This window comes from Aliagarivorans marinus DSM 23064, from assembly GCF_000429485.1.
Lineage (GTDB): Bacteria > Pseudomonadota > Gammaproteobacteria > Enterobacterales > Celerinatantimonadaceae > Aliagarivorans > Aliagarivorans marinus.
This window is the reverse complement of record NZ_KE386907.1, coordinates 38,803-51,404: the sequence shown is the minus strand read 5'-3', so window position 1 is coordinate 51,404 and position 12,602 is coordinate 38,803. Positions and strand designations below refer to the sequence as shown.

The window sequence follows — 12,602 nt, the reverse complement described above, 5'->3', positions numbered from 1 at the left end:
CAGGTGGCGAAACAAAACACAGACAGCCGAGCTGCACTTGATGTTTTGGTTATTGATGATAGCCGAGTTGCAGCTCAGCTACTGGTCGTCGAACTTAAAAAGCTTGGTATAACTAAAGCGGATACCGCGTGTGATGATGAAACTGCGGTCAGCAAATGTCGGCATAAACGTTACGACATCATTTTGTTGGACTACCACCTGAACGATGGCGTTCACGGCGGCGAGTTGGTCAGACAGCTGCGGATAGATGGTCTAATTAAACGTGAATGCGGTGTGATTATGATATCTGGGGATAACAGTAGCGATGTGGTGCTATCCGTATTCTCAGATGATTTCGACAGTTTCATTACCAAGCCCGTCCGTGGAGAGGATATTCGCAAGAAAATTGACTTCATTCAGTTAAGCGTGAAGAGGCTGAAACCTGCGTACGATTTACTTGACCGCGGGCAGGCAAGTAAATGCCTGTCTTATCTAAAGGCACAGCTGTTACGGGGTGATAATAGCAAGGTAGAGTCATTTTATCTCAAGCTTTTAGAGGACAGAGGCCATTGGGAAGATCTGGACGAATGGATATCACTGAAAAGTGACAGTCGAAATAGTCCCAGACGAGACATGGCCGAAGCCAAGCTACATTGGCGCAACAACCATCGCTCTAAATCGGTAGCAACTCTACAAAGAGCGATTGAACGACAGCCTCGATATGTTCCATTTTATGATTTGCTATCAACCTATCTTGAAGAGCAGGGATTTAGCGAACGTGCGTTAAGAATGTCCCAACAAGCGTTAATTCTGTCGCCCTCAAGCTCAACGCGAGCCATTAGATTGGCTAAACTCGCAGCGCTGGAGAACGATCAAACAGTCTTCTTCGAGGCAGGCAGAATACTGTCTCGTTATTTGCCTCTCAGAGATGACAAATGGGTAGAGTTAGTTAGCCGTTATTTGGATCTATTTTTGATGTACAGTCGCCTATCGAGGTCAGTAGCCTTCAAAAAGCACCTACAGAGCGAGCTGCTTGAGATAAGAGCAAAGTGTAGCTTTAGGCTAAGACAAATAGATACTGAAAATCAAAAGGTCGATTGTGTCTTTGACTTATACATGTCTTGCTTTTTCTATGAGCAACAAATGGTTGAAGAGACTGCAGAATACCTGATGCTGGCCGTCTCTAATCAAGTGGATGCGCTATACAATCTCGAGTCTAAACTACAAGCGATAGCGCTTTACTTGTCTGTCGTCGCACATGAACGTTGGTTGTTTTCTAATCTGCGCGACATATTAGTTGCGAAAAAAGAACTCGCAAAGCACAGCGAAAAAGTAAGATTGCTGGTTGACGTTAGTAAAGAGGATTTCCAGCGTTTCTTTCTGGTCAGTAGAAAGCTTGATCAGTTACATGGTGCTATCGAATCCGACCCTTCTAAGGTGTTAACGGATTGCGACCTGTTAGTAGAGCGGTTTTTCGAGTCGACTGAAATCAAACTGCTAAAGCTTAATGCGAACTTCGAAAGCAATCTCGATACGCCAAATTTGTTAGAGAAATATTCTTCGTTGAAGGCGCTCTTACCCAAATCAATGATAAAGTGGTTAGAAAGTATCAGGGTGAGTCGCAAAGAATGCACTAAAGCACGGCACGCGTTCTTACGAGAGCTATCGATACCCTATGAAACGGGCTCTAAAGGCCTGATTAGCGAGTCTACTAATCGCAAGGAAGTATTGGGTATGTTAGAAGGTTAAGTCAGTCTATGAGGTAATCGCTTGCCGGAGAAGGGCTGCGCTTAAAACAGGTTTTATCAAAGAGAAAAGTGGTATCCGCGAGTAGATTTGAACTACCGACCCCTACCATGTCAAGGTAGTGCTCTAACCAACTGAGCTACGCGGATATACATTAGAAATGTTTGGTACGACCGAGTGGACTCGAACCACCGACCCCCACCATGTCAAGGTGGTGCTCTAACCAGCTGAGCTACGGTCGTACTGAAGACGCTGGGAATACTATCTATAAGCCGTAAGGCGTGCAAGAAGATTTTGGCAGGCTGTTGTTTGTTTGATGATTTTGTACGCGCATCGGCAAAAGAATGTGCGGTTTGTCACTCAGATTCTCTAATTTAAAACCATAACAACTACAAGCCTTGGCACCCATCGAGTATAGGTTGCCAGGCATTTACGTGGGCTTTGGTCGCCCGGTGAAAGTGTGCCCGTGCTCCGCTTAAGACAGCGGTGAGGCCCCATTCGTCGGGGTAATAATGGGGGAGCACCTCTAGCAGCAACAATGCTGAGTGGTCTAGCTCTGCCAGATAGGGCTGCACGTGGGCCATATAGTAGTTGTGCAGCACGTTTGAGAGTATCTCCCGTTTACCCGCTTGGGCATTGTCCGCACAGAATGGGTGATAGTCCGCGACAATTTCGGCGTTTAGCGCCAGCCACTCACTTGCTAAGTCCAGTTCTTCGATTAGGCCGGCAATACTTGGAGCTTGCTCGAGGCGTTTGTTGTGCGCTAGCCAGCGCGCCTTATCAGGTTCACGGTGCTCAACGGTACTCTCTTCTAACAGAGCCAAATGCGCGCTTAGAGTAGCTGCAAGCTGCTGATATGACTCCGAAGTGTCAGTGCTCGGCGGCGTTGCGCTTAGCCACAGGTTCCTGAGCGTCGGCTCTTGCGCTAAGTAATTATTCCAATACAACGGTATGGCTTGAGTTTTGGCGATAGAAGCGGGCTCAAGTAACGCCTTAACGTCACTGGAAAGATCGGCTTGCTGCAGGCAATAGAACAGCCCGTTGCCGATCTCCAGGTGTTGCACCAGTGTGGTCACACCGTGGGTGGTTTTGCCAAGCGGTGAATTTGCTTTGATGACCGCATCGTTTAAGCCACAGGCGCTGAGCTCGAAGCTATCTAAAAAGCTGATTTGGATGCTAGGTTCGGGCCGCAGGTACTGTTTCCACTCGATTATAGGGAAATGTTGCTTGGTTGGTCGCTCGGGTTCGGGTGTTTCGAGTACCCGGCTTAGGCGCTGTTGATACTCGACCATTACCCGCTCAAGAAGGGGCGGTCGGGAAAGTAGGTGATAGGCAGCTGCTAAAGCGGCTGCACCACCGATAACTAATAAAAGCGTCTTAATCGTTAATCTTTTCATTCATGGTGACTAACCAGCTTGAGGCGTAATGGGTTGTTAGATGCCCAAACCAGGCGGCTAAATAGCCCAATGGCGCAGGTGGTCAATGCCAGAACCATAGCCCACCAAAACCCTTCAACCCCAAGCGGTTGCTCGGTTATCCAATCCTTAAAGGTGAGTACGCTGCCAATGCCCAAACCGATGGGCCAGAAACTGACTAATGTGACCGCGAATACGAAGCGGGTGTCCTGATAGCCACGTAGTGCGCCGCCACAACATACCTGCATAGCATCGGAGAATTGGTAGGGCGCTGCGAGGATAAACAGTGGCGCGGCGATCGCTGCAACGGCCATGTTGTCGGTATACCAAGCGATAATTTCGTATCGGAAAATGACGGTGATCGCCGCTGTGATCACGCTAATCGCGGTGGCAACGATTAGCCCACTATAAGAAGCGGCTTGTGCATCGGGGTAGTTTTTCGCCCCCATGTGGTGGCCTACCCGAATCGTCAGAGCAATGCCGATACTCAGCGGCAACATAAACACCATGGAGGTGAAATTAAGCGCGATTTGGTGAGCGGCTACGATGTTGGCACCCAGCGGGCTAAGCAGCAGGGCAATCATGGAGAACAGGGTAACCTCGCAAAAAATCGCGCCGCCAATAGGCAGGCCTAGCGAGAAGATGCGTTTCACTGACGCCCAATCAAGCGGGTGTAAGGTAGAAAACAGTGCAAAGCGCGCCATTTTACTGCTGCGCTTAAGATAGACAACCATCACCAGCAACATAAACCAGTTACATATTGCGGTGGCAATGCCGCAACCTGCGCCGCCGTAGGCGGGAAGAGGGCCTACGCCATTGATGAAGGCATAGTTAACCGGCACGTTAAGCGCCAGCCCGGCCACGCCGATCAGCATAATAACTTTAATGTTCGAGGTTGCCTCGTTAAGTCCGCGTAGCACTTGGTAGCTCGCAAACGCAGGCAGACCAAAACTCACGAACACCAGGTAGCGTGAAGTAAGCATGACCAGCGAGTCGTCGACATCCATCATATCAAACACCTGAGGGCTTAGGTACAGCAGCACCCAAGCCACGGCCGCCAAAAACAAGCTAATGTAAAGCGCTTGCTGCACTAGTGGCGCGGCCGACTCGCTACGTTTGGCGCCAATCTGATAGGCGACCAATGGGGTAACCGCCATCAGTATCCCCTGAATAAACAGGATAACCGGATTCATAAAGCTGGCTGCAACCGCCACTGCAGCCAAATCGGTAGGGCTGACTTGCCCCGCCATAATGGTATCGACAAACGACATTCCGGTAATAGTGAGCTGGGCAACCACGATAGGCGCAACCAAGCGAAGAATGACGGGTATTTCCTTGGAGAAACGTTGAGAAAATCTATTCATAGAGCATTAGAGACGTCGCTGGGACGGGATACTACCTCCGCTGTGAGAATGCGCACCGGGATCCGGAAAATCAGGGCGTTATGATATCAGTGCGCGTGGGTCGCGGGTAGAAAAACAGGCAAGCTAACTATCTGTGCCCGCGACTAAATGTGTGCGGGTTCAGCGGCGGTGTTAACTAGAAGATTTGCTCGTCATCGGCATCGACGTATAGCCTGAGTTTGTCGCTGAGCTCGTCTCGCTCCAGCCTGCAATGGATGCTGTGGCAACAGACATGGCAGTCTTCGTAGAATTCTTGGTCACCATTGCTGGCGTCTAGCTCGACGGAGGTGTGGTGGCCGCAGTTAGGACAACGAATATTTTTCGCTAGGTAGTCTTTCATAACCGGGCTCCTTTTTCTTCTAGTATGACCATAACCCGAATAAACGCCTACTTTTCGCAGCACTATTGAAAGCGCGCGCCCGGCCAGTTAACATTGCACGTTGCTTGCCCACTGTACGGGCAAACTTATTTAATCAATTCAATCAGTAACGAATTTTTGCATGTGATGTTTGGTAGGCATCACCACTGTAAAATAAGGATTCTCATGCCAGTTATTACTCTTCCTGATGGTTCAAAGCGCGAATTCGCTGAAGCCGTATCGATTATGCAGATTGCTCAGGACATCGGTCCCGGTCTCGCTAAAGCCTGCATTGCCGGCCGTATCAATGGTGAACGCGTTGACGCTTGTGACTTAGTTGAGCAAGACGCAGACGTTGCAATCATCACCGCTCGCGACGAAGACGGCCTCGAAATTATTCGCCACTCTTGCGCGCACTTGTTAGGACATGCGATTAAGCAGATGTTCCCCGAGTGCAAGATGGCCATCGGCCCGACCATCGATAATGGCTTCTATTACGATCTCGATTTAGAGCACAAGCTAACCCAGGAAGATCTGGATAATCTTGAAAAACGCATGCTGCAGTTGGCGAAAACCAACTACGACGTTATCAAGAAAAACGTTTCAGTAGCCGAAGCGCGTGAAGTATTCGAAGCGCGCGGCGAAAGCTACAAAGTAGAAATCATCGACGGTATCGATGCAGATGCACGTCCGGGCTTGTACCACCACGAAGAGTACGTGGACATGTGTCGTGGCCCGCACGTACCTAACATGAAGTTCTGTCACCACTTCAAGATTATGAACGTGGCCGGTGCCTACTGGCGTGGCGACAGCAACAATAAGATGCTGCAACGTGTTTACGGTACCGCCTGGGCCGATAAGAAGCAGTTGAAAGCTTACTTGCAGCGCTTGGCAGAAGCCGAGAAGCGCGACCACCGTAAGATTGGTAAAGCCTTGGATCTGTTCCACTGGCAGCAAGAAGCTCCGGGTATGGTGTTCTGGCATGCTGATGGCTGGACCATCTACAAAGAGCTGGAAGGCTTTATGCGTAAGCAGCTCGATAAGTATGGTTACGAAGAAATTCGCGCCCCAATGATCATGGACGTATCCATGTGGGAGAAATCCGGTCACTGGGATAAGTACCACGACAATATCTTCGCCACCGAGTCAGAAAAGCGCACCTATGCAGTTAAACCAATGAACTGTCCGGGCCACTTGCAGATCTTCAACCAAGGTTTGAAGTCTTACCGCGACCTGCCATACCGTATGGCGGAGTTTGGTATTGTGCACCGTAACGAGCCTTCGGGTTCACTGCACGGCCTGATGCGCGTACGTAGCTTTACCCAAGATGATGCTCACGTATTCTGTACCGAAGAGCAGATCCAGGCGGAAGTGACTGCCTGTATCGAGATGGTATTTGATACCTACAAGACCTTCGGCTTTGATGAGATCGACGTAAAACTGTCTACTCGTCCAGACCAGCGCATCGGTGATGATGCCACTTGGGACAAATCTGAAGAAGCACTGGCCGAAGCTCTGAAAGCCAACAACCTGGATTTCGAGATTCAAGAAGGTGAGGGTGCGTTCTACGGGCCTAAGATTGAGTTTACCCTGTACGACTGTCTTGACCGTGCATGGCAGTGCGGCACCATCCAGCTGGACTTCTCAATGCCTGGCCGTTTGGGCTCAAGCTATGTTGCTGAAGATGGCGAGCGTAAAGTGCCGGTTATGATTCACCGCGCTATCTTGGGATCGCTTGAGCGATTCATCGGTATCCTTACCGAAGAGTACAGCGGCTTCTTCCCAACTTGGTTGGCGCCAAAGCAGGTTGTGGTAATGAACATTACCGACAATCAGGCCGAATTTGCCAACGAAGTGGTCGCTAAGCTAAATAATGCTGGAATTAGAGCCACTGCGGACTTGAGAAATGAGAAGATTGGCTTTAAAATCCGCGAACACACTTTGAAGCGCATTCCTTACCTGCTTGTGGTTGGTGATAAAGAAGTCGAAACTAACCAAGTTGCAGTGCGTACTCGTAAAGGCGAAGACCTGGGCAAATTTGACGTCGACACCTTTATTGCGACCGTTCAACAGGAAATCGCAGAACGTAAAAATAACAAGATCGAGGATTAAGTTATAAAAGCCGGAAGACGTGGGCAGCAGCAAGCTGCTAGAGCACATAAAATTAATGAAGAAATTCGCGCTCGCGAGGTCCGCCTCACTGGAGCAGATGGTGAAGCAGTTGGTATTGTAAGTCTGGACGAAGCATTTCGTGCAGCTGAAGCCGCAGGCATGGATCTGGTAGAGATCTCGCCAAACGCAGAGCCACCAGTGTGCCGCGTGATGGACTACGGCAAGTTCCTTTACGAGAAAAGTAAGAACGCTAAGGAACAAAAGAAGAAGCAAAAGCAGATCCAGGTTAAGGAAGTTAAATTCCGTCCTGGAACTGACGAAGGCGACTATCAGGTAAAACTACGCAACCTGGTTCGCTTTCTTGAAGAGGGCAACAAAGCCAAAGTCACGCTACGTTTCCGTGGTCGTGAAATGGCGCACCAAAACCTCGGTTTTGACCTGTTAAACCGTATTAAAGACGATTTGCAGGAACTGGCTGTTGTTGAGGCTTTCCCGAAAATGGAAGGTCGCCAGGCAGTCATGGTGCTGGCCCCGAAAAAGAAGTAGTTAAGGCATAAAAGTAACCGAGCAGCTCGCGCTACGCCGTGAGCTGTTTTTGTTCGCCTTGCTGCACATTTATTAACGACAATGCGGAGTGCATTTAAAATGCCAAAAATGAAGTCAAACAAAGGTGCTGCTAAGCGCTTTAAAAAGACCGCTTCAGGCGGTTACAAGTTTAAACAATCTGGCCTTCGTCACATTCTGACTAAGCGTCGTACTAAGGTTAAACGCCACCTGCGTCCTAAGCACATGATGAGTGCTTCAGACGTACCTGCGGTTAACCGTATGTTGCCATACGCATAAGTTAGAGGAGTTTGAATAATGGCTAGAGTAAAACGCGGTGTACAAGCTCGTGCACGTCATAAGAAGGTTCTAAAGCAGGCTAAAGGTTACTACGGTGCTCGTTCACGCGTTTATCGCGTAGCGTTCCAAGCAGTAATCAAAGCTGGTCAATACGCTTACCGTGACCGTCGTCAGCGCAAACGTCAATTCCGTCAACTGTGGATTGCACGTATCAACGCTGCTTCTCGTCAAAATGGTTTGTCTTACAGCCGTTTCATCGACGGTCTGAAGAAAGCGTCTATCGAAATCGATCGTAAGATCCTGGCTGATATCGCTGTATTCGACAAAGCTGCCTTCGCTGTTTTGGTTGAAAAGGCCAAAGCTGCTCTGTAATCGCTTAATGCGTTGACAACATAGGCAAGTAAAAGAGGAGCATCTGCTCCTCTTTTTTATTGTCTAAATTCCGTGGCTGAAAACTCAACCAGCGCATAGGCCTTCTGATACTTGATAAACAATAGTGTGTGGTGGCTCGCCGTTGCTATCGAAAACATATCGATCCTCGGCATAGCGTATTACTCGTGCGAGGCAGATATCTAAGGCCTCAGATTGCGAAGAGGTGGATTCAATGTTCCAGCATTGCTGTAGGTCATGCTGTCTGTCGAAGTCATTCCATGCGAAGGACTCTACGATATCGCAGCGGAACTGTGAAAATCCGAACTCGTCAGAGCCACAGCCGGTGATTAGCGCCAGTATAAAAGCGATGGGAATCAATCGCATATTAGTTGCCCTCCGTTGTGCTCGTTAGCGGAAACCCAAGTCGCTCTCCGCAAGTCACCTCGATATAGCGATTTTGTTGGCCGTGAACGACCAGCCCTACTATCTGCTCTTCGACACATCCAATAAAACTTCCACCAACTGGTGGCAAACTAATGACCGCGCCATCAAGCTCGACTTTAACGGGCTGCTTTGAGCTGTTGACGAGCACTATCTGTTTGCTGGTGTCCTCAGTTTGAGCATTTGCATGGCCGCTAAATGCAACGAGACCAAAGAACGCGAAACAGTAAATGCGTTTATATAATAAATTCAACACTCTACACTCCATTGCTGATTGTATTGTCATAATAAAGCAGCGACGAGTAAGCGGCTTGCGGGAAATCAATCCAGCGCTCCTTGGTTGAGCAATTACTGTTTAGCGTGGGCTACGATCGCCTAATTTGAACGCGAGCAATGACAAGCGCAGGCTACGCCTTCCAAAAGGCTTCCCAGTGACTGAATTTACTTACATTTTTCTGGTTATTGGGTGGCTAGAAACGGGTATTTACAGTAATATTCCGCTCTTAATGCAAATCACCAAACCGCCTTTCCTAGAGTGGAAATTGAGGAAAACATGCAAGATCTTGATGCACTGATCAGTCAGGCCAAAGCGCAAATTGAAGACGCTTCAGACATTGCACAGCTAGACACCGTTCGTGTCGAGTTCTTAGGCAAAAAAGGCCTAATGACCAAGCAGTTGCAAACCTTGGGTAAACTCTCTCCAGAAGAGCGTCCTAAAGCCGGTCAACTGATTAACCAAGCCAAGCAGGCGATTCAGCAAGAGCTGAATGAAAAGCGCGAACAGCTGCAACAAGCTGAACTGAACAAAAAACTCGCCAGCGAAACCGTTGACATCAGCCTACCCGGGCGGGCGAACGAGCAGGGTGGTTTGCACCCGGTTAGCCGCACGATTGAGCGCATCGAGCACTTCTTTGGCGATTTAGGCTTTGAGGTTAAATCAGGCCCGGAAATCGAAGATGGCTTCCACAACTTCGATGCCTTGAACATCCCGGCCCACCACCCAGCGCGTGCTGATCACGATACCTTCTACTTTAACCCCGAGTTGGTGTTGCGCACCCAGACTTCTGGCGTACAGATCCGTACCATGGAAACCGAGAAGCCGCCGATCCGAATTATCTCGCCGGGCCGCGTATACCGTAACGACTACGACCAGACTCACACGCCGATGTTCCACCAGGTTGAAGGCCTGATGGTTGATAAGAACGTGAACTTCACCGAGTTGAAAGGTGTGCTTTACGACTTCTTGCAGCATTTCTTTGAAGAGGACATGCAGGTGCGCTTCCGTCCATCTTATTTCCCGTTCACTGAAACTTCTGCCGAGGTTGACGTACTCGGTAAGAACGGCTGGCTGGAAGTACTTGGCTGCGGCATGGTCCACCCCAACGTACTGCGTGCAGTAAACATTGACCCTGAAGAGTACACCGGTTTTGCCTTCGGCATGGGTGTAGAGCGCTTGACCATGTTGCGTTACGGCGTAACTGACCTGCGTAGCTTCTTCGAAAATGACTTACGTTTCCTCAAGCAATTCAAATAAGGGTTAATGACATGAAATTCAGTGAATCTTGGCTAAGAGAGTGGGTTAACCCAGCCATTAGCAGTGAAGAGCTTGCCGAACAGATCACTATGGCCGGCTTGGAAGTTGATGATGTAGCGCCAGTAGCCGGTGACTTCAACGGTGTGGTAATCGGCGAAGTGGTCGAGTGTGGTCAGCACCCAGATGCAGACAAGCTACGCGTGACTAAAGTGAACGTGGGTGAAGAAGAGCTACTCGACATCGTATGTGGCGCACCGAACTGCCGCGCAGGCCTGAAAGTGGCCGTTGCGAAAGTTGGCGCGGTACTGCCTGGTGATTTCAAAATCAAGAAAGCGAAGCTGCGTGGTCAGCCGTCTCACGGCATGCTGTGCGCGTTCAGTGAACTGGGTATAAGCGACGAAGGCGACGGCATCATGGAGTTGCCCGCCGATGCGCCTATCGGCACTGATCTGCGTGACTACTTGCAGCTAAACGACGTTGCTATCGAAGTAGACCTCACGCCAAACCGTGCGGACTGCCTGAGCATTGCAGGCCTGGCACGCGAAGTGGGCGTACTCAACAACTTGGACGTTACCGAGCCTAGCTGGGACGATGTCGAGCCTTCTATCGATGACACCTTCCCGGTTACCGTAACCGCTACCGAACAGTGCCCAACGTACTTAGGTCGCGTGATCCGCGGCGTTAACGTTAAAGCAACGACGCCTCTGTGGATGGTAGAAAAGCTGCGTCGCAGCGGTATTCGTTCTATCGATCCCGTAGTCGATATCACCAACTACGTGCTTATCGAGTTTGGTCAGCCAATGCATGCCTTTGACCTAGACAAGCTACAAGGCGGTATCAATGTGCGCCCAGCGGGAGAGGGCGAGAAGCTGGTTCTGCTCGATGGCAACGAAGTTGAGCTGCAGTCGAACACGTTGGCGATCACCGATAACCGTGGCCCGATCGCTATGGCCGGTATCTTCGGTGGTGAAGCGACCGGTGTTACCGAAAGCAGCGAAAACATCTTCCTTGAATGTGCCTTCTTCGCCAAGCTGGCGATTACTGGCCGCGCGCGTCAATATGGCCTGCATACCGATTCTTCACACCGCTACGAGCGTGGTGTCGATTATCAGCTGCAGTACAAAGCCATGGAGCGTGCCACCCAACTGATCGTTGAGATCTGCGGTGGCCAGGTTGGCCCTGTGGTTGAAGCGGGCGACTCAGACAAGCTGCCTAAAGCCGCAGAGATTACGCTACGCCATGCCCGCCTTGAGAAAGTCGTTGGCCAAGCCTTCGAACGCACTCAAGTGACCGAGTTCTTGCAACGCCTAGGCATGGAAGTGCAAGAATCTGAGCTGGGTTGGAAGGCGCTAGCGCCAAGCTACCGATTCGACATGGAGATCGAAGAAGATCTGATTGAAGAAGTGGCGCGCATCTACGGCTACAACAACATTCCAAACATCTCGCCACAAGCGGCGCTGAAAATGAACGATACTAAGGAAGCCGGTATTCCTCTGAGCCGTCTCCGTCAGTTGCTGTGTGGACGCGGCTATCAAGAAGCGGTGACCTACAGCTTCGTCGACCCTAAGCGTCAAGAGCTGCTGCATCCGGGCGAAGAGGCGATGGTGCTGCCACATCCTATCTCGGTTGAGATGTCGGCGATGCGTTTGAGCCTGCTTACCGGCCTGCTTGATACCATCTCGTACAACCAAAAACGCCAGCAGTCACGGGTTCGTATTTTCGAAACTGGCCTACGTTTTGTACCAGACAGTGACGCCGAAAACGGTGTAAGCCAGGTACCTATGATCGCTGGCGCTATTAGCGGCACGGTGAACCAAGAGTCTTGGAACCAAGAGAACCGCGAAGTCGATTTCTTCGATATCAAAGGTGATCTAGAAGCCTTAATCGAGCTAAGTGCTCAGGCAAACAAGTTCAGCTTTGCTCGCTGTGAACACCCGGCGCTGCATCCGGGCCAGAGTGCCGCGATTATGTTCGATGGCAAGCAAGTTGGTGTTATCGGCGCGCTACACCCGCAACACAGTAAAGCCTTTGGCGTTAGCGGTAAGGTATTCGTGTTCGAACTTGAGCAATCAGTGGTAACTCAGCGTGCCTTGCCTGATGCGAAGCCGGTTTCTAAGTTCCCGGCAAACCGTCGTGACTTAGCGGTTTTGGTATCTGACAAGATAGCTGCAGCAGATTTGATTAATTGCATAGAGAAAGTTGGCGGAAATCAAATAGTTGGCGTAAACTTGTTCGATGTATACAAAGGGAAAGGTGTTGCAGAAGGTATGCAGAGTCTGGCGATTAGCATGACCTTGCAAGAGCAAGACCGAACTTTGGAAGAAAAAGAAATCGTAGCAACCGTTGATAAAGTTGTTGCTGCATTGGCAACTGAGTTTGACGCATCCTTGAGGGACTAG

12 protein-coding genes and 2 tRNA genes are annotated in these 12,602 nt (G+C 50.0%); 7 read left to right on the top strand and 7 right to left on the bottom strand.

Features of this window, described 5'->3' with window-relative positions; genetic code table 11:
* Nucleotides 1-3 precede the first annotated feature (3 nt).
* Nucleotides 4-1,728, top strand: a complete 1,725-nt coding sequence (locus tag G461_RS0114740; RefSeq protein WP_026972401.1) for a response regulator — start codon at nt 4-6, stop codon at nt 1,726-1,728.
* Nucleotides 1,729-1,797: 69 nt separating this feature from the next.
* On the opposite strand, the gene G461_RS0114735 is transcribed toward G461_RS0114740, so the two are convergent.
* The 5 genes from G461_RS0114735 to G461_RS0114715 all read right to left on the bottom strand — a co-directional run bounded on the left by G461_RS0114735 (nt 1,798) and on the right by G461_RS0114715 (nt 4,883).
* Nucleotides 1,798-1,874, bottom strand: a tRNA-Val gene (locus tag G461_RS0114735).
* A gap of 16 nt (nt 1,875-1,890) precedes the next feature.
* Nucleotides 1,891-1,967, bottom strand: a tRNA-Val gene (locus G461_RS0114730).
* Between the two features lie 147 nt (nt 1,968-2,114).
* The gene (locus tag G461_RS0114725) at nt 2,115-3,122 is read right to left on the bottom strand and encodes a DUF3080 family protein (protein ID WP_084429268.1); all 1,008 of its coding nucleotides are present in this window, start codon (nt 3,120-3,122) and stop codon (nt 2,115-2,117) included.
* Nucleotides 3,119-4,504 (bottom strand): MATE family efflux transporter, encoded by a 1,386-nt coding sequence (locus G461_RS24365; protein ID WP_084429266.1) that lies wholly within the window; start codon nt 4,502-4,504, stop codon nt 3,119-3,121. The genes G461_RS0114725 and G461_RS24365 overlap by 4 nt, the downstream gene beginning before the upstream one ends.
* A gap of 175 nt (nt 4,505-4,679) precedes the next feature.
* A complete protein-coding gene (locus tag G461_RS0114715; protein WP_026972399.1) occupies nt 4,680-4,883 on the bottom strand; it encodes a CPXCG motif-containing cysteine-rich protein in 204 nt (67 codons plus the stop codon).
* Between the two features lie 204 nt (nt 4,884-5,087).
* Between G461_RS0114715 and thrS the strand changes: the two genes are divergently transcribed.
* From thrS to rplT, 4 genes are all read left to right on the top strand, one after another.
* The gene (gene thrS / locus G461_RS0114710) at nt 5,088-7,013 is read left to right on the top strand and encodes a threonine--tRNA ligase (protein WP_026972398.1); all 1,926 of its coding nucleotides are present in this window, start codon (nt 5,088-5,090) and stop codon (nt 7,011-7,013) included.
* A 3-nt stretch (nt 7,014-7,016) separates the two neighbouring features.
* On the top strand, nt 7,017-7,559 hold the full coding sequence (infC, locus tag G461_RS0114700) for a translation initiation factor IF-3 (protein ID WP_084405111.1): 543 nt from the start codon (nt 7,017-7,019) through the stop codon (nt 7,557-7,559).
* Between the two features lie 99 nt (nt 7,560-7,658).
* Complete coding sequence (gene rpmI / locus G461_RS25955) at nt 7,659-7,856, top strand: 50S ribosomal protein L35 (RefSeq protein ID WP_084405112.1); 198 nt, start codon at nt 7,659-7,661, stop codon at nt 7,854-7,856.
* 18 nt (nt 7,857-7,874) lie between these two features.
* Nucleotides 7,875-8,228 carry a 50S ribosomal protein L20 gene (gene rplT / locus G461_RS0114695; RefSeq protein ID WP_026960106.1) on the top strand — a complete coding sequence of 118 codons (354 nt, stop codon included), beginning with the start codon at nt 7,875-7,877 and terminating at the stop codon, nt 8,226-8,228.
* 84 nt (nt 8,229-8,312) lie between these two features.
* Here rplT and G461_RS0114690 read toward each other — a convergent pair whose 3' ends face one another.
* Nucleotides 8,313-8,612, bottom strand: a complete 300-nt coding sequence (locus G461_RS0114690) for a hypothetical protein (protein ID WP_026972397.1) — start codon at nt 8,610-8,612, stop codon at nt 8,313-8,315.
* 1 nt (nt 8,613) lies between these two features.
* Nucleotides 8,614-8,994 (bottom strand): hypothetical protein, encoded by a 381-nt coding sequence (locus tag G461_RS0114685; protein ID WP_157360331.1) that lies wholly within the window; start codon nt 8,992-8,994, stop codon nt 8,614-8,616.
* Between the two features lie 228 nt (nt 8,995-9,222).
* Between G461_RS0114685 and pheS the strand changes: the two genes are divergently transcribed.
* Nucleotides 9,223-10,203, top strand: coding sequence for a phenylalanine--tRNA ligase subunit alpha (pheS, locus tag G461_RS0114680; RefSeq protein WP_026972395.1), 981 nt, complete (start codon nt 9,223-9,225; stop codon nt 10,201-10,203).
* 11 nt (nt 10,204-10,214) lie between these two features.
* Entirely contained in the window at nt 10,215-12,602 is a 2,388-nt protein-coding gene (pheT, locus tag G461_RS0114675; RefSeq protein ID WP_026972394.1) for a phenylalanine--tRNA ligase subunit beta, read from the top strand.

Bases quoted from the DNA above. Each gene is read 5' to 3' on its own strand.
- G461_RS0114725 (WP_084429268.1), bottom strand. From the start codon at position 3,122: ATGAAAAGATTAACGATTAAGACGCTTTTATTAGTTATCGGTGGTGCA.
- G461_RS24365 (WP_084429266.1), bottom strand. From the start codon at position 4,504: ATGAATAGATTTTCTCAACGTTTCTCCAAGGAAATACCCGTCATTCTT.
- G461_RS0114715 (WP_026972399.1), bottom strand. From the start codon at position 4,883: ATGAAAGACTACCTAGCGAAAAATATTCGTTGTCCTAACTGCGGCCAC.
- thrS (WP_026972398.1), top strand. From the start codon at position 5,088: ATGCCAGTTATTACTCTTCCTGATGGTTCAAAGCGCGAATTCGCTGAA.
- rpmI (WP_084405112.1), top strand. From the start codon at position 7,659: ATGCCAAAAATGAAGTCAAACAAAGGTGCTGCTAAGCGCTTTAAAAAG.
- rplT (WP_026960106.1), top strand. From the start codon at position 7,875: ATGGCTAGAGTAAAACGCGGTGTACAAGCTCGTGCACGTCATAAGAAG.
- G461_RS0114690 (WP_026972397.1), bottom strand. From the start codon at position 8,612: ATGCGATTGATTCCCATCGCTTTTATACTGGCGCTAATCACCGGCTGT.
- pheS (WP_026972395.1), top strand. From the start codon at position 9,223: ATGCAAGATCTTGATGCACTGATCAGTCAGGCCAAAGCGCAAATTGAA.
- pheT (WP_026972394.1), top strand. From the start codon at position 10,215: ATGAAATTCAGTGAATCTTGGCTAAGAGAGTGGGTTAACCCAGCCATT.